Here is a 23,156-nt window from a genome sequence, read left to right as displayed (position 1 = left end):
TTAGCCCTCTTGTTTTTCTGCTATTTGTTCTAATACATATGGCTCTTGCTCTTTAACAAACAAGATACCTAACTTATAGTGATCATCTTCATACAATGAACGTTGAGCAAAGCGAACTTCACCTTGTAAATCTTCCACAGCTAACTTACAGAATGCACGATTCTGATTAACCGCTTGATAGAACTCTTCCTCATTATTCACCTTTATGTCGTTCACTTTCACAATTTTTTCTCCTGGAACTAATTCCAAATCAACAGCTGGGGTATCAGGCATCACACCGAGTACTAGCAATCCTTTTTCAGAAGGCTGAAAATGTGGTGTTCGTCCTTTTTCTTTCGATTGGAAAATTAACAGGATAACTTCTTTACCGATAAAAGCAACAACTAAGGCCACCACTGTTAACATCGGCATTTTATAGCTTGCACCTGCAATAAGTAACACAACAATAGCCAATACCGCATGTCCCTTCGCAAGCCATTTACTCGCATCTGTTGCAAGACGCGCTTTTACTATGTACTCAAAACCTAATAAATACGGAACAACTAATAAACCGTATGATTCCCCTCCAATATCTAAAAGCGGCCATCCATTAAATGGTTCAAGCCATCCGCCAGGTATTAATGTGACAAAAGGAATAATCGCTAACTTCTTCAGACGATGTTGTCCTAAATATTTCCCACGACCACTTTTAATCAATTCTGGGAATGTATCTTTACTTCGAACTCGTCCTAACAACCATGTTTCAACGAATAACAAAACACCTATCAAAAATGGTACATAAAATAGATTTGTCGCATCTAATAGCGGCTGCCAACTACTCGGTATGTAATCTTGTAAATAAATCCCCGCAAAATAGATTACTGCTGCTGTAATAGCTAATGGATAACTAGCAGATAGCCATGTAAATCGATTACCGATTGCGACAATGAACATTACTGCGCCTAATACAAGTGCAAATGGAAGAGACAGAACCAACCCGAACCCTATAGCTAGTGCTGACAGAACGATTCCTGCAGTAACTGCAACTAGCCATGTTCTCCTCGCTTCATAAAAATAAGGATAGACCTTCGCTCGGAAATTTCTACGATCCTTTTTTATCCGAAAGTAACCACTCATTAAAATAAAGAGAAAAAACAAATAAATAAATGGTTGCATAAATACATGTGCAATGATAGTTCCAATTTCAACAACCCAGTTCACCCAAAACTCCCCCTTCTCCGCAACAAATAAATCAATGTACATTCTATTCATATAAAGTGAGACTTATCAGGGCGTTAGCGTCCGTTTCGTTTATCCCCACTTAGCTTCTTTGGTTTAACTCGAACCTTGAAGTGGGGGTTTTACGGACTCATGCACCGTGATAAAAATGAATACACGACGGTGATTATAACAACACTTTACTATTAATTATTTAAAAACGCAAATAAGAATGAAAATGAAAAAACAAGAGTGGTAATGAAGCTGTTTACCTACTCTTGTTTTTTATCTTCTATGGTCCTATTGCTTAATCTGTTGTACTAACTCACTGATTTTTCATTCGATCACTTAGACAATACCTCTAGCGCTTTTTCTAATTGCGTGTCCTCCTCATTATTTCGAATCTTTTCTATTATTGTTGTCTGTAAAATTTCTGCGGTTTTCTCATCTACTTCACCATTAACAGTCAATTCTTGATCACGCTGGAAAGCTTCAACAGCTTCTTTAGTTGCTTCACTGAAATATCCGTCTGTTCTATCCGTATCATATCCTAAACCTTCTAACATAATTTGTACGTTAGCAATTTGATTATTACTTTGATTAAATGTTAACGACTCATCAATCTGCACCGGATTTGTGTAATAATAATCTGGCATTTCTTGCTCAATAGTTGGTTCCACACCTACTTCATTAATCGAATTTCCTTCTGGAGTTAACCATCTAAAGCGGGTTAGCTTAATTGTGCTACCATCACCCATCGATACGGTCTGCTGTACTGTACCTTTTCCAAATGACGTTTCTCCCACAATATCATAATCCAGCGCTTCATTTAAAGCTGCTGCTAAAATTTCTGAAGCAGAAGCACTCCCTTCATTTACTAGAGTGACAACTGGATATTCTTTAGCTGAATCGATGTTGGAAAAATATCTTGTTTTCTTACCAGTTGGATCTTCAATCTGGATATATGGTGTATCTTTTGGAACGAAATTTTTCAAAATATCTTCTACTGCAGGTAGTAAACCACCTGGATTACCACGGACATCAATAACTAGTCCATCCATTCCATCTTTCTCCAGTTTGTTAAGCTCTTCCTCAAATTCATCTGCTGTATGCTCTGAGAAGGAAGTCAATTCTATAACACCGATTTGCTTACCATTTTGCTCATACATATCTGAATATACTGTTTCAACAGGGATGGAATCTCGAGTAATTTCTATTTCTAAATTATCTTCCACACCAGCTCTTCTAATTTCTAATACAACTTGGGAACCTTTTTCACCTCTGATCTTATTCACCGCTTCATAAAGGTCCAATCCTTCTACACTTTCACCATCTACTGATAAGACTTGATCATTTGGTTTCAAACCTGCTTTTTCAGCAGGAGAATCTTTAATGGGAGCTATAATTGTTACATTTCCATCTGTCATTGAGACTTCTGCACCAATACCTTCAAAAGAAGATTCAATTTGCTCATTAAATTGCTCCATCGTTTCTTGATCCATGTATACACTATACGGATCCTCTAAAGATTGAAGCATACCTTGAATAGCTCCTTCAATTAATTGCTTATCTTCTACATCTTCCAAATAATTGTCTTGAATCACTGTGAAAGCATCTACGACTTTTGTCATTTTCCCCATATTAGCTTCTAAAGCTTCTTGGTGATCTGCAAGCTCCACTAATAATTCACGATCCGAACTTGCTACATTAGTAGAAGAATTGGATCCTCCCGCAAAAAATGTAAATCCTACGTATGTACCGATCGCGCCAATCGCAACCGCCATGATTAAGTACATGACTAAATATCTTTTTTTAATCTTCATTTTTCCACCCCATAGCTTTTATAAAGTGTGACTTCAATCAGTGGGAGTTTTTGACTCCCACTGATTGTTAGCAAAACTTATCAGGGAGTTAGCGTCCGTTTATCCCACACTTAGCTTCCTCGTTGTCACTCGAACCTTGAAGTGGGGGTTTTACGGACGTTTGCACCGTGATAAAACTTTCTTTCTCACACTATCAATTTTAGATTTAAACTTTCATCTATATACATCTTTATACTTTTATATTATGAAGGTTTAAAAAAGACATCACAACTATTTTGTGATGTCTTTTTATTTTTCTTATTACATGCTTTATATATTGGACTTAGATAAAGTGAAACTTCTTATTTAATTAAGATATGTCATTGGATCAACAGGATTTTTATATCCACCTGGATGAATTTCAAAGTGCAAATGAAGTCCCGTTGATGTTCCAGTAGTACCCATTACCGCAATTTGTTCACCTTGACTTACAGTTTGTCCATTAGATACAGCTACACTACTTAAATGAGCATATAATGTGGTATAAATTTGACCATCAATCGAATGAGTAATCATTATGGTATTACCATATCCACCCATCCAACCAGCGAATGAGACGACTCCACCAGCTGCTGCTTTAATATTAGTCGCACCTGAAGCTCTACCACCAAAGTCTACACCACTATGAAGTTTATTAATTTTATGTACCGGATGATATCTATAACCGAATGAAGATGTTATACGACCTGTTGTAGGACGAATAAACTTACCACCACCGCTACTGCTCACTTCAGGTGTTGCACTCGTGTCAGCATTCGAACTGCTGGAACTTTCTGAGTTATTATTTGAGTTTTTATTAGCTGCTTGTTGTTGCTTTTCTTTCTCTTTTCTTTCCGCTTCTTCTTTCGCTAATTGCTCTAAACGATTTTTTTCTTGTTCTGCCTGTTCAATAGCTTTCTGTACACTGGCTGCTTGTGCATCTATTAATTGTTGCTCTTCTTCAGCAGATAAGATAATTTCATTTAGTTCTTCTTCTTCCATTTCAAGCTCTTCCATAATACTTTCTTTCTCATCCATTTGTTCACTTAATGTATCGTTTAATGTATCTAACTCACCTTTTTGAGACTTCAAAGTGGCTTTCGTTGTCTCTAATGAGCTTTTATCTTCCTCTAATGAAGCTTGTTTCTCTTCCACTTCTTCTTTACTTTCTTCCACTTGTTCTTTTGTTTGTTCTAATTTTGCTTTATCTTCTTCTTGCTCTTCCATAATACTCTTATCGGAGTCCATAATTTTTGTTACCGCAGCGGCACGATTAATTAAGTCTACAAAATCTTGCGCACCCAAGATTACCTCTAAGTAACTCTTATTACCACCATTTTCTTGAATGGAACGCAGTCGATTCTTTAATAATTCATCTCGCGCTTCAATACTTTCTTCTAGTTCTTTTATTTCTTTTTTTAGATCTTTAATTTCCGCTTTTAATTTCTTAATCTCTTTCTCTGTTTCTTCAATCTTATTTTCCGTTTCAGCAATTTGATTATTCGTATCTGCGATTTCTTCCTCTTTTTGTACAAGCTCTGCTTGTGTCTCTTCTAGTTCATTATTAATCTGATTCAAATCATCTTTTGTCTCTTCTTGTTGACCTTTATTACTAGCTAACTTATCTTCTGTTTCATCCAATTTACTCTTTTTCGTTTGAGACTCTTCATCCAATTGATTTTTTTCTTCTTCTAAATCACCGATCTTGTGATCAAGACTATCTGTTGTCTCTCCAAGCACTGAAGTTGCTGTGAAAATGCTAGATACTAGTAAAATAATTAGAAGTGGAAATAGTCTTTTCATGTAATTCTCCTCTCAAGCAAAACTTTTCTCGTATCTGTATTAAACTTTTAAGAATTTACGAACACTCATGACACTACCCCAGATTCCGATGCAAGCTCCTATACCTAATATGATAAGGGATACCTGTATAGCAAACGGATAAAAATCTAGAATTCTCATAAAATTAAATTGCTGCAAGAAAGCCATAATATTTTGTGTAATAAAATAATAGCCTCCAAGGATTATCCCAATCGGAATGACACTTCCAAGTATTCCTAAAATTAACCCTTCAACAAAGAACGGCCAACGAATAAAGCTATTTGTCGCACCTACTAGTTTCATAATTCCAATCTCTTTTTTACGAGCCAATATCGTAATTTTAATCGTATTAGAGATTAAGAAAATAGCTGTAAATACTAACGCAACAATTAGCACTAATCCTACATTTCGAGAATATTTATTAAAAGTAAATAACGTATCGACATATTCTTGACCATAGTTAACACTATTAATGAAGTCAAGTTCTTCCATTTGTTCTGCAACCTTATTAGTATTTTGTGGATCAACCGCTTTAACTAGAAACGTATCATTTAAGGGGTTATCTTGTTCAAACATTCCCCATGATTTTGATTGCGGACCAAAGCTCTCCATTAAATTCTGCAATTCATCTTCCTTGGTTAGATATTCAATTGTGTCAATTCCACTAATTTCGCTAATATCATCTTCCATTTCTTGTACATCATTATCTTCGGCAGAATGTTTAATTAATGCTTTAATTTGAACATCGCCTTCTAACTCATTTGCTATGTGATTCAAATTCAACATCAATACTAGAAACACCCCTACTAATATTAATGTAGTTGTAACTGCACCAACTGATGCAAATGTCATCCATCCATTACGCCATGTATTTTTAGCGCCCTCTTTTAAATGACGCTTCACTGTACTAAGCTTCATATCCATACTCTCCTCGATGCTCGTCACGTACAATAATACCATCTTCTATAGCAATAACTCGTTTCTTCACAGCATTTACAATCTCTTTGCTGTGTGTTGCCATTAAAACAGTTGTACCACTTGCATTAATTTCTTCTAATATTTGCATAATTTCCCATGAAGTTTCTGGGTCAAGGTTACCTGTCGGCTCATCGGCAATCAATATACCTGGTCGGTTTACAATCGCTCTCGCAATTGCCACACGCTGCTGTTCTCCTCCTGATAACTCATCAGGAATGAAACGTGCCTTATTTTTAAGACCGACTAAGTCTAATACTTCCATTACACGTTTTCTAATATTCTTAGGAGATTCCTCGATTACTTCCAAAGCAAAGGCAATATTTTCATAGACTGTTAGCTTTGGTAACAACCGGAAATCTTGATATACCACCCCAATGTTTCTCCTGTGGTACGGAACTTCTTTCCATTTTAATTTTGAGGTATCTACCCCCTGTATTAAAACTTTACCAGTGGTAGGTACAACTTCACGAAATAACATTTTTGTGAAAGTTGACTTTCCGGCACCACTAGGCCCTACTATGTACACAAATTCACCAGTTTTAATTTTTACGTTTAATCCATTTAAAGCGACAACTCCATTTGGATATGTCATATAAACATCTTGCATCTCTATCATATACTTCTCACCTTTTTTATCGAATGATATATATATTTCCCGAATAACGGAATTGATTTTTTTACTCTTTTTTTCACACTTTACATTATAACATCATTTTCGATAATTTTTAGCTTATTTTTTATTACAATTTCATTTCAAATTGTTAATATTATTCCCTCACATACCGAATTATGGATAATTATGATGCTTAATGGAGTTGTTCATTAGGTATTACGCTCGCTAATTTTCTGATCTGTCTCGACATCAATTACCAGAAACCTCGCTTTATCGCTTAAATCCTTCACCTAGTACTTCCGTCGCATTCATCACAATGACAAACGCATTTGGATCAATTTCTTTAATAACTCTTGTTGTTTTACTAAATTCATTTTGCTGCACAACACACATAAGTACTTTACGCTCCTCATCTGTATATCCACCTGAACCGTGAAACACGGTTACACCACGATCAATATCCTCCAAGATCATTCGACGAACTTCTTCTGGATGATTCGTAATAACCACCACATTTTTTGAGGTATTAAGGCCAACTTGAACAAAATCTATCGTTCTGCTCGTAATAAACAAGGCAATTAATGCATATAAACCTTGTTCTAATGAGAAAACAAAGCATGCAGTTAACACAATTAACCCATCAAATAGTGCGACACATATGCCTAGTGGAATAGAAGTGAATTTATGCAAAATTTGTGCAGCTAAGTCGATCCCACCTGTCGATGCTTTACCACGAAACACAATTCCTATCCCAATTCCGATCAACATTCCACCAAAAATCGCAGCTAAAAGCGGTTCCTCTATAGCCGTAGGAATATCACGCGTTAGAAATACAAAAAAGGGAAGGACAATGGTTCCAAGCAATGATTTCACACCAAAGTTTTTACCTAGAATTACGACTCCAGCAATAAATAATGGGATATTTAATGACCATTGTACAATTGATGGTTCCCAATCAAATAGCGCCTTTGTAATGGTACTAATCCCTGATACTCCACCAGAAGCAATTTCATTCGGAAGTAAAAAGAGATTAAAGGCCACTGCTACGAAAGCCGAGCCAATTAACACATAGACATAATCCAATAGTTGACGTAACCAAAAAGGAATATACCCTCTTCTATATTTAGTGATCATTTTTAATACTCCTTCTCTTAACAAACTTCATCCACATGAAAACGAGCAAAAGGAGAGCATTTCCCCTTTTGCTCGTTTATTCCATGATAGATCGTAAATATGCATCAATAAAATTGTCTAATTCTCCATCCATCACTGCTTGCGTATTACCTGTTTCGTAATTTGTTCGATGATCTTTCACCATGGAGTATGGATGGAATACATATGAACGAATTTGACTACCCCAACCAATTTCCTTCTGTTCACCACGGATCTCATCCATTTGTTGTCTTTGTTTTTCGATTTCTAATTGATAAAGTTTCGCTTTCAACATCTTCATTGCTTGCTCTCTGTTCTTAATCTGGGATCTTTCCGATTGACAAGTTACCACTGTATTTGTAGGTATGTGCGTGATTCGAACAGCTGAATCTGTCGTATTAACGTGCTGACCACCAGCACCACTTGAACGATACGTATCAATCTTTAATTCTTCTGCATTGATTTCAATATCAATATCATCATCCAGTTCTGGTGTAACATCACATGAAACAAATGATGTATGACGTCTACCAGATGAATCAAATGGTGAAATACGTACAAGACGATGAACACCTTTTTCTGCTTTAAGATAGCCATAAGCATTATGACCTTTAATCAGCAATGTAACACTTTTGACTCCAGCTTCTTCACCAGGGAGATAATCTAAAGTTTCTACTTTGAACCCTTTCGTTTCTGCCCATCGTGTATACATTCTTAACAACATGCTTGCCCAGTCCTGTGATTCTGTTCCACCAGCACCAGGGTGTAACTCTAATATGGCATTATTTTTATCATATGGTTCACTTAACAAAATGAATAGTTCAAATTGGTTAAGTGCTTCTGTTAACTCTGCTACTTCATTTTCTAAATCTGCTCGAAGGTCCTCATCTCCTTCTTCCTTCACAAGTTCATAGGAGACTTCAGCATTTTCTAATGTTTCTTCATTTTTATCAAAGGCTTGGACTAGCTCCTTCACTCCATTTGCTTCATTAATAATTTTTTGCGCTGCTTGTTGATCATTCCAGAAGCTTGGTTCTGACATGATTTCGTCCAACTCAGCAATACGGGCTCTCTTTGAATCTAAGTCAAAGAGACCCCCTGAAGTCCGCTAATCGCTTAGCCATTTTCTCTAATTCTTGTTTAATCTCTACTAATTCCATCTTTCCACCTCATTTAAACTTAGCGTCCATGACAATTTTTATATTTTTTACCACTACCACATGGACATGGATCATTTCTGCCAACCGTTTCACCTTTCACAAAAGGTTTTTTCACTTTTTTCTTTTGCTGATCACTTCCACCGGCAACAGCCTGCGTATCTTTAACCACTTCTTCACGTTTCAAATTTTCACGAATTTCTGCTTTCATAACATATTTCGCTACTTCTTCATTAATGACCGCAATCATTTGCTCAAACATTGCGAATCCTTCCATCTGGTATTCACGCAATGGATCATTTTGTCCATATGCACGCAAGTGAATACCTTGACGAAGTTGATCCATTTGATCAATATGATCCATCCATTTCGTATCAACTGTACGCAGAACAATAACTTTTTCAAACTCACGCATTTTTTCCGGTGTGAATTCTTCTTCTTTCTGGTCATATTTTTCTCTAATTTTCGTCATAATCAAATCAATGATTTCGTCTTTTTCTTTACCTTTTAGATCTGCTTCGGTAATCCATTCTTCTTCCACTAGATTTGCATGAAGATATTCTGTTAAACCGGCTATATTCCATTCTTCTGGAATGTCACCTGGCATATACGTATCTGCCACATTTTCTAATGAAGTTTGAATCATTTGTTCTACAATATCACGAAGATTATCACTATCAATTACATCGAAACGCTGTTTATAAATAACTTCACGCTGCTGACGTAATACATCATCATAAGAAAGAATTGTTTTACGTGCATCAAAGTTATTACCTTCTACTCGTTTTTGTGCAGATTCTACAGCACGCGAAACCATCTTACTTTCGATTGGCTGTGTATCGTCCATACCTAATCGATCCATCATTGTTTTCATATTGTCTGACCCGAACCTGCGCATTAACTCATCTTCCATTGATAAATAGAATTGTGTAACACCTGGATCTCCTTGACGACCAGAACGACCACGCAACTGATTATCAATACGTCGTGATTCGTGACGTTCAGTACCAATTACAGCAAGTCCACCTAGCTCTTTAACACCTTCACCAAGTTTAATATCTGTACCACGACCGGCCATGTTCGTCGCAATAGTGACTGCCTGTTTTTGACCGGCATTTTCAATAATCTCTGCCTCGCGATAGTGGTTTTTCGCATTTAATACGTTGTGTCTAACACCTGCTTTTTTCAGCAGTTTAGAAATTAATTCTGATGTTTCTACAGCGACTGTTCCGACCAATACCGGCTGACCAAGTTGATATTTTTCTTTAATTTCTTCCACAACTGCTTGAAATTTACCTTCAATTGTCTTATAAATCAAGTCTGCTCTATCATCACGAATAATAGGATTGTTTGTAGGTATTGCAATAACATCCATTGCATAGATATTACGGAACTCTTCTTCTTCTGTTTTAGCTGTACCCGTCATACCTGCAAGTTTTTCATACATACGGAAGTAATTTTGGAATGTAATCGAAGCAAGCGTCATGCTTTCATTTTGAATTTGTAAGCCTTCTTTTGCCTCAATTGCTTGGTGTAAACCATCACTATAACGGCGGCCCTTCATCAGACGACCAGTAAATTGATCGACAATGACTACTTGATCGTCTTCCACTACATAGTCCGTATCACGATGCATCGCAACATGTGCTTTTAATGCTTGATTAATATGATGTGTGATCGACACATTATCAATATCAAATAAGTTTTCAATATTAAAGAAGTTTTCCGCTTTATTCATTCCTTCTTCTGTTAATTGAACACCTTTTGTCTTTTCATCATATGTGTAGTCTTCTTCATTTTTTAAATTGCGAACGAAAGAGTTAGCCTGTTGATAAAGACTCGCTGATTTTTGAGCTGTTCCGGAAATAATTAATGGTGTACGTGCCTCATCAATCAAAATCGAGTCAACCTCATCAATAATGGCGAAATGTAATGGTCTTTGTACCATTTGTTCTTTGTACAGTACCATATTATCTCGTAAATAGTCGAAACCATACTCATTGTTTGTACCATAAGTAATATCTGCGTTATATGCCTCACGTTTTTCTTCTTTTGACATACCATTTTTATTCAACCCGACCGTTAAGCCTAGAAATTCATATAACTCTCCCATTTCTCGAGCATCACGATCAGCTAAATAATCATTGACGGTAATGATATGAACACCTTTACCAGTTAGTGCATTTAAATATGCAGGCATAGTAGATGCTAATGTTTTACCTTCCCCTGTTTTCATTTCGGCAATATTACCTTTGTGCATAGCTATTGCACCTAGTAATTGCACATGAAATGGGCGCATTCCTAATACACGATTTGCTGCTTCACGAATAACAGCATATGCTTCTGCTAATAAGTCATCCAATGCTTCACCATTTTGATAACGTTGCTTGAATTCTTCTGTTTTATTTTTTAATTCATCATCTGATAGTTGTTGGATCGATGGCTCTAACGCATCAATCTCTGTAGCTATTTTATCTAACGTCTTCACCTGACGTTGATTACCATCACCAAATACCTTTTTCAACAATCCACGCATTGTAGCCGCTCCTCTTTATTATAAAATCCATCCATATTTCTTATATTAATTCTCCACCCTCTATAATAACACTTGATAGAGAAAAATGGCAACAATCTGAAAAAAGAGTAGAGAAGCAGTAGGAAGAGGGGAGGATACTGCTTCTCTACAGAGACGAAGGAAAGGTTCCTTCTATGTTAAGGAGCTATTCCTTTTATACCATGAGTTCGTAGATGTTCAAAATGTTGATTTACTTATTTTACAGACAAAACATTGGTCGGTTAGCTTTCTTTTATTAGTAATATTGAACTTTTTATCACCTTATAGAACTAGAAAAAAAAGAAATGAACCTTTTTTCAAAAAATGTTGTACTCATCAATCAACGGTTACGAACTTCATGCACCATGATACATACAAAAAACGAGCCACTTCCATCATAAAATGAAATGACTCGTTTTTTTACACTTACCTGGTAAACTATGCTAATCGATGACCACAATTCCCACAAAAATTCATGCCATTAGTCGGGGTTCCACATTGTGGACAGAAGTTTGGAATTTCTCCTGCTCCATTGTCTGTTGCTTGCTGCCCTTGTTGAGCTTGTGATTGTTGTGGTTGTTGAGGTGCTTGCTGTTGCTGATTTTGTGGATTAGCACCATTTTGATTCATACCGTTCATCATTTGTTGGGCCATATTCATTCCCATCATCATACCAGCCATATCTGTTGCTGTATTGGCACCTGGTGAATTACCAGAAGAGATGGCGTCTGTCATCGCGACATCTTTATAACGATCCATATCACCAATCATGCTATGTGAAGCAGATTTTTTCACCATTTCTTGAATCTCTTCTGGGAAAGAAAAGCTCATCACGTTAAATTCGGTAATTTCAAATCCTTCTTTATTAACACGCATATCTAATTCTTCTCTAATTCCTTCTCCAATTTCATAGGAATAAGCTTGCAGGTTAAATAAGTCTTTTCCTTCTCTAGTAATCCATTTCATCAATAACTGATCAATACTAGGGACAATAAGCTTACGAACATCTTCAACCAAATAACTATTGCGAACACCAACAACATTTTCAATTAAGCTTAAATAATCTTTCACTCTAAATTTAAATGTTCCGTTTGCACGAATTGGTACACCACCTGGCAATTGCGGGGAAGGAATATTGATCGCATTTTTTGTTCCCCACTTCACAACAAATTGTCTTGTGTTAACGAATAATACTTCAATACGCATACCACTATTGAAACCAAACTTGAACCCTTTTAACGTAGATAAAAACGGGATAATCTCTGATTCGACCTCATATTGACCAGGCTCTTTAAAAATACCTTCAATTTTTCCATGATCGAAAAAGATAGCATCTTGACCAGGCCCAATGATTAATTTACTACCTTTTTTGATTTCTCGGTTATTCCACTTCCAAAAAATCATATCATCTCTAAATTCTTCCCATTCTACTACATTAGCAAATTGCCCTCTAAAAAAACTCATTATATATCCAATCCTTTCAGAACTTATTAGAATCCACCGCGACTTCCGGTACGAGAATGACCGCCACTGGTCATTCCTCCCCCGCCGAATCCGCCACCACTCTTATTATTATTTTTCTGGATTTTCGTTTTGTGAACTGTTTTTCGAATAAATCTATCACGCTTATTTACGACACGAGAGTTTTGCTGGTCAACATATGTACCGTGATTAACCGTTACACGACCACCCATATTAAATATCATCGAACCGACTACTACAGCTCCTACCACAAGCGCTACCGCTAATTGAAACCAAGTTTTCAAAAAGATACCTTCTGGATTGACATTAGGATTAACCTCTAGATACTCTTCTACTTTGTCAAAAAATTGCTTAGCGGCATCCACAAAGTTCCCATCAGTTAATGTAGGTGCTATCATCTCGCGTATTTGTATCATTCGTTCATCTGATAAATGCTCCTTAGCAACACCATAAGCACCTAAGTCTACTTCTCTATCCTGTTTTGTATCTGCCATTTTTATTGTTAAAATAGCTGTAGATCCGTGTGAATGGTCATAGCCAGGTCCCGCATCATCATAAAAATCATTCGCATATTCTGTAGCATTCCTACCACCCATATCATCTGATGTTAGGACGATCAGTTCAACCTCACTCTTTTCACTATATTGTGCTGCTAATTGTTCTAGCTCTGCTTTTTCTGTATCGGTGAAAAGTGCCGCGTCATCATACACATGCTGACCATCTGCCATAACAGGAATAGTAAAAGCAAAGAATAGTAAAAAAACAAGTACTAATTTTCTCATAGTAGACCACCACCTAAAAACATCGCAATCGATTTAAGAACTACAAAGGTTCCACCAGCAATACCAGAAAACCATAAAGCTGCCTTCCCATAGCTGAGTGGTGGTTTTCCAACTATTTTACCTGTTTGACCATTCATCGCAAAGGTGTGCTCTTGCTTATCAAAGTCATAATAAACCATCCAAACTGGTAATAATACATAATAGCTTTTTCGTTGTCTTGTGCGAATATCTTTATGCTTATATTGCACAGATGAATAGCCAGAAATGGTTGATGCCACATAGGAATCTATAAATGTCTTAATCTTTTCTTTTACTCTACCAAATAACTCTTTATCTGTATAATTATATTTTTCCGCTAAATACCCAGCTAAGTATGGTGTTTTAAAATCTTTTAATTCGTTGTAATGATATGGTTCTAGTTTATCCATTAATTCATCATTCATCTTCTCTGAAGCATCTACTGGTACTTTCAAATAATTTACATCAATATCACGATAGACGTCATAATAACGTGTTTCGGTATAGCGATAGTCACCACGGCGATATGTTTTAACCTTAGTAGCTGTTGCTTCTACTTCCACATCATTTTCTAGATCATACATCCAAAACGGTACATACATACCAGTGATCCCTTTCACACGATTAGCTGTCATAAATCCTTTTGGTGTCAATCTTCCATTTTTACACCATTTCTTAAAGGCTTGCATTGCTTCATCCTTACTAATAGTAAAAGGAATTACCATAGTGGGAGCAAGCTTCCCTGTCAATCGATCTGCCAGCACAACTCCAGCTCCACAAAAGCTACACGATGTTGATGTAGTATCTGCATCTGTTAACACAACAGCGCCACAATTTTTACAGTGGTATTCCTTTGCCTCATCTTCTTCAAACTGTTGCGTAATATAATCATCCTCATATGTATCTATATGCTCATGTCTGCCACAACTGTCACAGGACAGACGCCCTGATTCACTATCAAAACGCATATCGGATCCACAACTAGGACATTTATAATGTAATAACATACGTTCACCTCTATTTTATTGTCATATTTATCGTAAAGTGAGCCTTTAATCAGCAGGATTTTCAATTCCTATTAATCGGTAGGAAAGCTTATTAGAAAATTAGCGTCATACCTCCACTTATACTTGGAGGTATGACGGACATTCGCTCCATAAAACTTTACTAATGGTTACAAATGTTCTTTTCTTAACTCTAATAATGCTTCTGCTTCCGCTAATTCACGACGCACTCGTTCTTCATACTCATGTACACTCGCAATTGATTCAGCCATATTCTTATTAGTTTTCGCTTCCATCTCCATCACTTCCAAATAGTTACTTTTATCATCTTGCAGTCCCACTATGCGGTCATAAGCTGCTTCCATTTGTTGTTTACTATTTTGCATTTCTATTCTATTTTGTTCTAATTCTTGTAATTCTTTTTGTGCTTGATTTTTTTGCAATTCAAATCTTTGTGTATCTGCCGGTTGTGTTGCTTTTTCTTGATATCTGGTAAATTTATTTATTTGCCCTTGTCGTTCGATCATTTTCTGGTCAATTTGCATGATTTTTGTATTTCTAGTATCAAGCTTGGCTTTTAATTCGCGTATAACTTGCTCCATGTCTTTTTCCATTTTGTGCAAATCCTTCTTATTAACATGTACATTGCTTTTCATTATATTAAGTGCTCGCCTAAACAATCCCACGGTTATCACCTCTTTCTATATTATATACGTTTCAAAACGAATTTTGTTTCAGTATAGCAATTTTTCTCCATATGGTAAAAGAATCTCTGGGTTTTCAGTACTATTGGCATAAGGATAGGGCTAATGTAGTATAACTTGATTTAAAGGGGGATAAAGAGTGACTTCAATCAGTGGGGGTTTTACGGACCTTTGCACCGTGATAAAATCAGATTTCAATTAATTGTGGTTACGAACATTTGCGCCGTAATAAATGGAAAAACCCGCTTCACTTAATGAAACGGGTTTTTCTTACACATATATTAACTTGGTTCGATCAGGCCATATCTACCATCACGACGTTTATAAACAACATTAGTATTTCCGGTAATAGCATTTTCAAAAACGAAGAATGCGTGTCCTAACATGTCCATTTGCAAAACTGCCTCTTCTGAATCCATCGGTTTTAAATCAAATCTCTTTGTTCTGACAATTTCAATTTCATCATCATCAACCTGTGCTTCCTCATTTATTTTTGCCTCTTTTTCTAATTCGGCAAAAATGTGTTTAGCTGCACCTCGTTGACGGAACTTACGGTTAACTTTTGTTTTATGCTTACGAATCTGCCTTTCTAGTTTGTCAACAACAAGATCGATCGCGGCGTATAAATCAACATTAGTATCTTCTGCTCTTAGCAATAGATTTGTCATCGGGATCGTTACTTCGATTTGCTGCTCATCATTATAGACACTTATATTTACATTTACATCAGAAGTAGGTGGAGTATCAAAATATCTTTCTAGTTTACCTATTTTTCGTTCTACATACTCCCTCATTGCACTTGTCACTTCTACATTTTCTCCTCGGATGTTGTATTTCATGAAAGTGTCCTCCTTTCAAACTATCAAGCTTTAATAAGCTATATATATATATAATACCACACTTTGTAAAAGTTAAACGAATATTATGTAAATAAATTCAGAATTATTTAACAATTTTATAACAATTTATCTAAAGTAGGCGTTCTACAGACTTTTGCACCGCAACAAAGAAAGACCCGATCAAATTCGAGTCTTTAACAAATCTAGCAATTATTTTTTGGAATCTAAAAATCTACCATCATAACTAGCAACATTTTTATACGGGTTCAAATAAGAATGATTTGATCGTGACTGCTTTTTGGCATTACGCATATCCTTCTTAATATGACGGAAAAGATTAGCTAGTTGCTGCTGAAACTGGTTATCTAGTTCAATAGCTTTTTTACCTAATTGCTCTTCCTCTTTAGAAAAAGGTGGCTTAATATCTTTTGTCAGCTCACCACGTTCTTCCATTAATTGGTCAATCTTCGTTATCGCACGTTCCCGTTGTTCATTCGTTAGCGGCTGTGCTAATAGCTGTAGCATGATTTGCGTCTTTTCTATGTACTGTTTTAATGCCTCCATTATGCATTAGCACCTTGACCATGCTGACGAATACGCTCCTGCTTAATTACTTCTTGCCATGTATTGCGAAAGTCTTCCATAATTTCACGAGCCTGCTCTAGTTGATCTGAATCATTTTTTACATTTGCTTGTGTTAGCGCATGATAAACAAAATCATATAATGGCATCACTTGCTTCGTGATAGGTGCATCTTGATCCAACGTAACCATTAATTCACGTATAATATTTTGTGTTTTTTGAATCATTTCATTTTTTCTTTGATAGTTGTTATCTTCCATAGCCTTCTTCGCTTGTTTAATAAACTTTAAGCACCCATTGTATAACATCAACGTTAATTCCGCAGGTGTTGCCGTATTAACTGAATTATTTTGATACGCTTGATACTGTTGATATGCCATAGATTTCACGCTCCTCTATTACAAGTTGCTATATTTTCTCATCGACAATAAATCCCATCAACTCTGCCATCGATGCATAAACATCTAGCATCTTTTTCGGTGGAATTTCTTTGACCACTTCTTCTGTTGTACGGTCAATGATTGTCACATAATATCTATCTAATTTTTCATGTAGTTCATATTTAATTCCTGTATTGGAAGGTTCTAAGAAGGAGTTTAATCCTTCTATCATATCTACCAATTGTTCTTTATTTAACTCACCATTTTCTGACAATAATTGTTGTTTCACTTGTTCATCGTTATTGGATCGTTCTCTTGCCATTGTAGTAGTTCCCAAGGTAGCTGTTGTCTGTTGCATGAGTGGAGATCCTGTAATCATTTTACCAACTTCCATGACAAAATTCATCTCCTTATGATTAAGATCTATTAGAATATAAAGCAAGACTTCAATCATTTAGAGTTTTTTACTCCCAATGATTGTTAGCGAAACTTATCAGGGCGTTAGCATCTGTTTATCCCAGTAAACTTCCTCGTTTTCACTTGAACCTTGAAGTGGGGGATTTTACGGACACATGTACCGTGATAAAGTAGATTGTTAGCCTTTGATATCTATATTACTACCTAAGTGCGACTGCACAGATTGTTCTAACATTTTGATCATATCTGTCGATTGCGTTTCCGCTTGATCTATCGCTTTACTTAACAACGAAACATTGGCTTGCTGCTTTACTTGAGATTGATTCATCATAATAGATAATAATGCTACATCCATCTTCTGACTCCTTCCTAACTTACTTTGATTATTGCATCATTCCACCAAGTTGTTGCTGTAAATAAGCTGCTTGCTCATTTGCTTGTGCCATAGCTTTCTCCATTGCCGTAAATTGTCGCCAGTAACGATCTTCAATTTGTGTTAAACGATCTTGGAATCGTTGAATTTGGTCTTCCACCTGATCTAAATTACGTCCTAATGTAAATTGCTGATTTGTGTATGTTGCTCGGCCAGCACGTTCATTGATTTTGTCCATTGCACTATTAACAGAATCTGTTAGACGGCGAGCAATGCCTTGCTCTTCGTACGTATCACCATCACCACGAAATAGATTCTCTACCCCTTGTGGATCACTCTCGATAGCTTCACGCAATTTAGCTTCATCTTTTATCTCCAGCTTACCACCACTCATATAATCACTTGTCGTTGTAATACCAATTGCCGCTAACTGATTAAATGTGCCTGCTGAATCAGCATTGTTTACAGGTGCATAAAAATCGGTACGCATACTGGACAACACATCACGAAGAATCGGATCATTTTTTAATAATCCACTTTTCGCTCTGTCTTCCCAGTCTTCCTGCTGCTTATCAGTAAGAGCTGATCTTTCTTCATCTGTAAGTGGTTCATAGTCACGATAATACTCTTCTGTTGCTTTCCCGTTAATGGCATCGATTAATGTATTATATGTGTCGACAAACTCTGTAATATTGTCAAAAACAGCATCAGTATCGTTAGAAACATTGACAGTGACAGCTTCATCTGATTCAAAAGTTTTCTTCAAGTTAAATGTAACACCATCGATTTGAAAATTGTTTGTTGCGCGTTCTGTTTCCAGACCATTGATGGTGAATTTTGCGTTTTGACCAGCGCTATATGTTGCATTTGTATCATTAAATCCTAAAGTTTCAGTCATAAACGATCCACTAACAGATATTTCTTTTTCGTCTGCGCCAAAATCACCTGTTTCTGTTCTTCTTAACGAAACTCTATCACTGAAGGAATCATACATCATGGAGACGCCAATATCTGCATTGTTCACTTTATTTACGACTTGGTTTAATGTTTCATCGCCTGTTATGATAAACGTTTCATGTGTTTCACCTTTGGAAGTGTTTGCCCCAATAGAGAAAACAGCGTATTGCCCAGATTCTTCAGTATTAGAAGCATATTCGACCGAAATCCTATCGCTTGATTTAATTGTTCCATCAGCGAATTTCAATTCATTATTTACTAATAATACAGAATCAGCATCCAAAGCTGACTCATTATCTACCACTTTATAACTTTGTCCATTCACTTTCACACTTACTGCTTCCGTAGAATCAGGCGTATTAGTTAACGTAAACGTATCATCACTACCGACGAATTTATCTGTGTATACTTCACCTGTCTTCCACTCGATATTTAATGCATCTGACTGGCTAGATAATGATTGGCTTGCATCTAACTGTTTTCCGGAAATCGCCTCATTATTCGTCCAAGAAGCTGAAGTCGCTAATTGCTCCACTTTGGACAATTCAAATGACGACTGGCTTGCCGAACTGTTAGCTGTCACTGAAACAAGATCTTCATTTGTTGAAGAAGTTTCTCGAGCACGATAACTTGTCGTTAATCGCATATCTGATAATGAATTACGAAAATCTAGTAATAATGTATTAATAGAACGGTAATCATCACGCTTCCATTCTAGTTCTTGCTTTTCTTTTTGCATACGTTCAAGTGGCACACTCTCTGCTTTCATCAAGTCCTTAACCATTTGATCGGTATCCATACCGCTGGCAAAACCATTAATTCTCATTCTACATTCACGTCCTTCTCTCTATTCGTTATCTTTATTATCGGAAGGAATCGCTATATCTTTAATTATTCTCAACAATTATTTTTGATTTAATTCTTGCCACAATTGCTCCAGCTTCACAGTCGTTTCGTGATCAATACTTTTTTGACCATAACGAATATCATCATACCACTTCTCTAATTGCTTCAACTTTTCTCGATTTTCTGTTAAATATAGCACTTCATGTGCAGTTAGTGATGGATGCCATTTGTCCATTTCTCGCAATTCACTAGCAAGCTTGTTGTATAAAAAACGGACCCTCTCTTCCGACGATAATTGATTAAATTTTGGTTTTCTTCTCGTTACCCGTTGCACAACCGAATACAATTTTTCTCGATTTTCCTTTCGCCATTTCTTCCAATCCATTAAACTTTCCTTTTCATCTTGATAATCTGTATGTGTCTCTTGATCAGAGGTCTTACCAAATACTTGTTGCATCGTTTGCCAAAGTGCTCTTACCGCTCTTATCACAAATCTACGAAACTTTTTAAACAACATTGCAACAAATAATAAAACCGTTAAAACAACTAGAATACCACCAATAACATATGTAATCGTCTCGACCCATTCTCGAATCCATGATGGGTCTGTTTCCTCACTAGGTAGCATTGGTCTTTCCATTGATTGTGATGGTTCTTCCACCACAACCTCTTCACCACCTCCAAATAGAGAAACAAACCATACAAATGATTGAATAATAGATCGTAAGCCATGGAATAACGCAGACTGTACCACTTGAAAATTCGTTAAAGCAAACACAATAAGTAGCATAATAACTAAATAGACACGATTTAATTTTGTTATTTCCGGTCCGATCCGTTTCTTCCCTTTTGCTAGTGATTCTTTTTGTAAATGATCTTGATTGGTCATAAATAATAAAATGGCAATAAAAATAAAGCCTGCTACACTAATCCAATGTTGAAAATCACTTAAGGAACTCGTGTATCGAAAAATAAGATAAAAGACAAAATAAAGCGGCATACATAACATCCAGAAAAAGCGAATCGGAAAAATAGCATGCCAGTCATTTTCTGCATGCTGAATACCTCGGTAGTTAACAACGAAACCAACAATAACACCTAGTAGTATTGCCCATATAGTTGGCGCCATAACGATATGGAGTACTATTGCTATAACAGCCATCATACCTATCACAAACCAACGATTTTGTAGCAACTGGCGAACAGTGTAGCCGCACACAAACAACAAAAATAAACAGACAAACCAAAGGTATTGCACTGGTTCATGAAAAAACAATACACCCACCAACATAAGAACCGGGAAAAAGCCAATAAATTCAACGAAACCGTGCCAGATTACTTTTTGATGTGTTGTGGTGGTCATTCTCCCACTCCTTCCTGGATGATAACGACTTCCACTGCATTTCCTAATGACTCTAATTGAGCAATTTGTCTCTCCATTTTTTCCGTTACACGGATCGTAAAAATAATCACATCTGTTTTCGTTAAGCCTTGATCAATATCTTCTTGTAAAAACGCACGAAAATTGCGACTCCGGTCCATTTTTATCTTAGCAATCGCATCAAAAATAAAAGAAATCTGCTGACTACTATTCGACGGCTGGATACGGACTGAATCTTTTATTTTTTCAAGTGAATTCGTAAACGGTTCGACAAAATAGCCATTACAACCAAATCCTGTTGAAACACCTTGCTTAATTGCATAATTAGCTAATGAAGCAGCATAGGATAAGGCTTTTTCAATGGAGTCTGCTTCTTCAATCGGCATACGGATATCTTCATTCGTATCAAAATTCACATAGATCAGTAAATGATGATCAGCAGTAAAATCTTTTTTATTAATTTGTAAGTCCTGTGTTCTTGCTGTTGCTTTCCAGTTAATCGAATTCAATGGATCACCTTGTTGGTATTCCCTCACCCCCGCTTGTAAAAAGGGATCTTCTACGATCCACCGCTTAACCGTTATGTCACCTAACCAGCTATGGGAAGGAAGAGGAATGTCATCAAGCTGCAAAAGCTGTGGATAAACAGTTACTGCTGTATGTGCTTCAAATGAATCAAACACTTCACCAAAACCGACTACATCACCTGTTGTGACAGAAACAGTATGTAATGGATAATAACCACGTTTTGCGCCAATTAACTGATGGCGCCTTGTAACTTTTTGATAAGGAAGCAAGCTAAACAAAGTGCGATGGAACATGTCACCTTCTCCTGCACTCGTCAACAAATGCGGACTCATTTTTGACTCTAAACGTATCCATGGAATAGGTAACATTTTTTTATTAGCGATTTGATCTACCATTTCAATCGATTCACCTTCAAACACGGCCTTTTCTTTAAAATCTCGCTTGTAGCTAATTCCCTTCAAGCCGATCTTGCTAAATAATGCAGCTTGCAACAAAACAAACAGCACTAAAACGATAATCATCCAAGCTATATTCATCCCTTAACCCATTCCTTCTCTTTTTCTGTTGGGACCGTCACTTTTGCTAAAATCTCGGTTATTACTTTGTCTATTTCTCCTTGTTGGACACCAATTTGCTGACGAAGGACAATTCGATGACCTAAAACAGGCTTTGCCATCTGCTTCACATCATCTGGAATGACATATGTCCTTCCTTGTAATAGAGCATATACTTGAACTGCTTTTAATAATGCTTGGCTTCCACGCGGACTAACGCCAAGTGCTACATGATCATGACTACGTGTTTCCTCAATAACATCCATTAAATAACGGAGAACATCATCACTAATCTTTACCTCACTATATATCGATTGCATCTTCACGACATCGTCAACAGAAACAATTGATTGTAATGTCTCAAGTGGATTACCATCTTTAAAACGCTTCAAGATTTCTAATCCATTTTCTCTACTAGGATAGCCAAGATTAATTTTCAGTAAAAAACGATCTAACTGTGCTTCTGGCAGCGGGAATGTTCCTTGGCTTTCAATTGGGTTTTGTGTGGCAATAACGAGGAAGGGGCTTCTAAGTTGGTGTGTATTACCATCAATCGTTACCTGACGTTCTTCCATCGCTTCTAGCAAGCTGGATTGTGTCCTTGGTGTTGCACGATTAATTTCATCTGCTAATAAAACATTCGTAAAAATCGGACCAGCACGAAACTCAAACTCACTTTTTTGCTGACTATAAAAGTGAATACCTGTAATATCTGTTGGCAATAAATCTGGTGTAAACTGGATTCGTTTAAACTGACCTGATAATGATTTCGCAAGTGACTTTGCCATTAAGGTTTTACCAGTACCAGGTACATCCTCCAATAAGACATGACCAGAGGAAATCATTGCTACCAATAGAAGATCAATCGTCTCCTCTTGGCCAACAACTACCTGCTGCACATTTGCTTTTACCTTATCTGTAAATTGCTGTATATCCGTTAATTCCATCACGAAAACCCCTCTCGTTTTGTTTGCGTTTACATACCTATATAATACA

At 36.5% G+C, this 23,156-nt stretch carries 21 protein-coding genes; all 21 read right to left on the bottom strand.

Annotation, left to right across the window (positions count from 1 at the left end; translation table 11 throughout):
- Nucleotides 1–1,200 carry a PDZ domain-containing protein gene (locus SH601_RS01505; RefSeq protein ID WP_319956455.1) on the bottom strand — a complete coding sequence of 400 codons (1,200 nt, stop codon included), beginning with the start codon at nt 1,198–1,200 and terminating at the stop codon, nt 1–3.
- A 341-nt stretch (nt 1,201–1,541) separates the two neighbouring features.
- The gene (locus SH601_RS01500) at nt 1,542–3,020 is read right to left on the bottom strand and encodes a S41 family peptidase (RefSeq protein ID WP_319956454.1); all 1,479 of its coding nucleotides are present in this window, start codon (nt 3,018–3,020) and stop codon (nt 1,542–1,544) included.
- 345 nt (nt 3,021–3,365) lie between these two features.
- Entirely contained in the window at nt 3,366–4,841 is a 1,476-nt protein-coding gene (locus SH601_RS01495; RefSeq protein ID WP_319956453.1) for a murein hydrolase activator EnvC family protein, read from the bottom strand.
- Between the two features lie 39 nt (nt 4,842–4,880).
- Nucleotides 4,881–5,777 carry a permease-like cell division protein FtsX gene (gene ftsX, locus SH601_RS01490; protein WP_319956452.1) on the bottom strand — a complete coding sequence of 299 codons (897 nt, stop codon included), beginning with the start codon at nt 5,775–5,777 and terminating at the stop codon, nt 4,881–4,883.
- Nucleotides 5,767–6,453, bottom strand: coding sequence for a cell division ATP-binding protein FtsE (gene ftsE, locus SH601_RS01485; protein WP_319956451.1), 687 nt, complete (start codon nt 6,451–6,453; stop codon nt 5,767–5,769). The genes ftsX and ftsE overlap by 11 nt, the downstream gene beginning before the upstream one ends.
- Before the next feature lie 267 nt (nt 6,454–6,720).
- The gene (locus SH601_RS01480) at nt 6,721–7,584 is read right to left on the bottom strand and encodes a YitT family protein (protein WP_319956450.1); all 864 of its coding nucleotides are present in this window, start codon (nt 7,582–7,584) and stop codon (nt 6,721–6,723) included.
- A 76-nt stretch (nt 7,585–7,660) separates the two neighbouring features.
- A protein-coding gene (prfB, locus tag SH601_RS01475; RefSeq protein ID WP_319956449.1) for a peptide chain release factor 2 occupies nt 7,661–8,762 on the bottom strand; the annotation gives its coding sequence in 2 pieces (ribosomal slippage) (nt 7,661–8,689 and nt 8,691–8,762; 1,101 coding nt in all).
- A 19-nt stretch (nt 8,763–8,781) separates the two neighbouring features.
- Complete coding sequence (gene secA, locus SH601_RS01470) at nt 8,782–11,295, bottom strand: preprotein translocase subunit SecA (RefSeq protein WP_319956448.1); 2,514 nt, start codon at nt 11,293–11,295, stop codon at nt 8,782–8,784.
- Between the two features lie 456 nt (nt 11,296–11,751).
- Entirely contained in the window at nt 11,752–12,777 is a 1,026-nt protein-coding gene (locus SH601_RS01465) for an SPFH domain-containing protein (protein ID WP_319956447.1), read from the bottom strand.
- 26 nt (nt 12,778–12,803) lie between these two features.
- A complete protein-coding gene (locus tag SH601_RS01460) occupies nt 12,804–13,577 on the bottom strand; it encodes a TPM domain-containing protein (protein ID WP_319956446.1) in 774 nt (257 codons plus the stop codon).
- On the bottom strand, nt 13,574–14,602 hold the full coding sequence (locus SH601_RS01455) for a TFIIB-type zinc ribbon-containing protein (RefSeq protein WP_319956445.1): 1,029 nt from the start codon (nt 14,600–14,602) through the stop codon (nt 13,574–13,576). Before SH601_RS01455 ends, SH601_RS01460 begins: the two co-directional genes overlap by 4 nt.
- A 167-nt stretch (nt 14,603–14,769) precedes the next feature.
- Nucleotides 14,770–15,213, bottom strand: a complete 444-nt coding sequence (locus tag SH601_RS01450) for a hypothetical protein (RefSeq protein WP_319956444.1) — start codon at nt 15,211–15,213, stop codon at nt 14,770–14,772.
- A gap of 371 nt (nt 15,214–15,584) precedes the next feature.
- Entirely contained in the window at nt 15,585–16,142 is a 558-nt protein-coding gene (gene hpf, locus SH601_RS01445; RefSeq protein WP_319956443.1) for a ribosome hibernation-promoting factor, HPF/YfiA family, read from the bottom strand.
- A gap of 210 nt (nt 16,143–16,352) precedes the next feature.
- The gene (gene fliT / locus SH601_RS01440) at nt 16,353–16,706 is read right to left on the bottom strand and encodes a flagellar protein FliT (RefSeq protein ID WP_319956442.1); all 354 of its coding nucleotides are present in this window, start codon (nt 16,704–16,706) and stop codon (nt 16,353–16,355) included.
- On the bottom strand, nt 16,706–17,104 hold the full coding sequence (gene fliS / locus SH601_RS01435) for a flagellar export chaperone FliS (RefSeq protein ID WP_319956441.1): 399 nt from the start codon (nt 17,102–17,104) through the stop codon (nt 16,706–16,708). The genes fliT and fliS overlap by 1 nt, the downstream gene beginning before the upstream one ends.
- 28 nt (nt 17,105–17,132) lie before the next feature.
- Complete coding sequence (flaG, locus tag SH601_RS01430; protein WP_319956440.1) at nt 17,133–17,498, bottom strand: flagellar protein FlaG; 366 nt, start codon at nt 17,496–17,498, stop codon at nt 17,133–17,135.
- A gap of 201 nt (nt 17,499–17,699) precedes the next feature.
- Entirely contained in the window at nt 17,700–17,876 is a 177-nt protein-coding gene (locus SH601_RS01425) for a YjfB family protein (protein WP_319956439.1), read from the bottom strand.
- A 28-nt stretch (nt 17,877–17,904) separates the two neighbouring features.
- Nucleotides 17,905–19,677, bottom strand: a complete 1,773-nt coding sequence (gene fliD / locus SH601_RS01420) for a flagellar filament capping protein FliD (RefSeq protein ID WP_319956438.1) — start codon at nt 19,675–19,677, stop codon at nt 17,905–17,907.
- A 78-nt stretch (nt 19,678–19,755) separates the two neighbouring features.
- On the bottom strand, nt 19,756–21,060 hold the full coding sequence (locus SH601_RS01415; protein ID WP_319956437.1) for a hypothetical protein: 1,305 nt from the start codon (nt 21,058–21,060) through the stop codon (nt 19,756–19,758).
- Nucleotides 21,057–22,142 carry a DUF58 domain-containing protein gene (locus tag SH601_RS01410; RefSeq protein WP_319956436.1) on the bottom strand — a complete coding sequence of 362 codons (1,086 nt, stop codon included), beginning with the start codon at nt 22,140–22,142 and terminating at the stop codon, nt 21,057–21,059. Before SH601_RS01410 ends, SH601_RS01415 begins: the two co-directional genes overlap by 4 nt.
- Complete coding sequence (locus SH601_RS01405) at nt 22,139–23,107, bottom strand: AAA family ATPase (RefSeq protein ID WP_319956435.1); 969 nt, start codon at nt 23,105–23,107, stop codon at nt 22,139–22,141. Before SH601_RS01405 ends, SH601_RS01410 begins: the two co-directional genes overlap by 4 nt.
- Nucleotides 23,108–23,156: the final 49 nt, after the last annotated feature.

It is taken from the genome of Gracilibacillus pellucidus (genome assembly GCF_033949965.1).
In the GTDB taxonomy this organism is placed as follows: Bacteria; Bacillota; Bacilli; order Bacillales; family Amphibacillaceae; genus Gracilibacillus; species Gracilibacillus pellucidus.
This window is presented reverse-complemented; position numbering and strand designations above follow the sequence as displayed.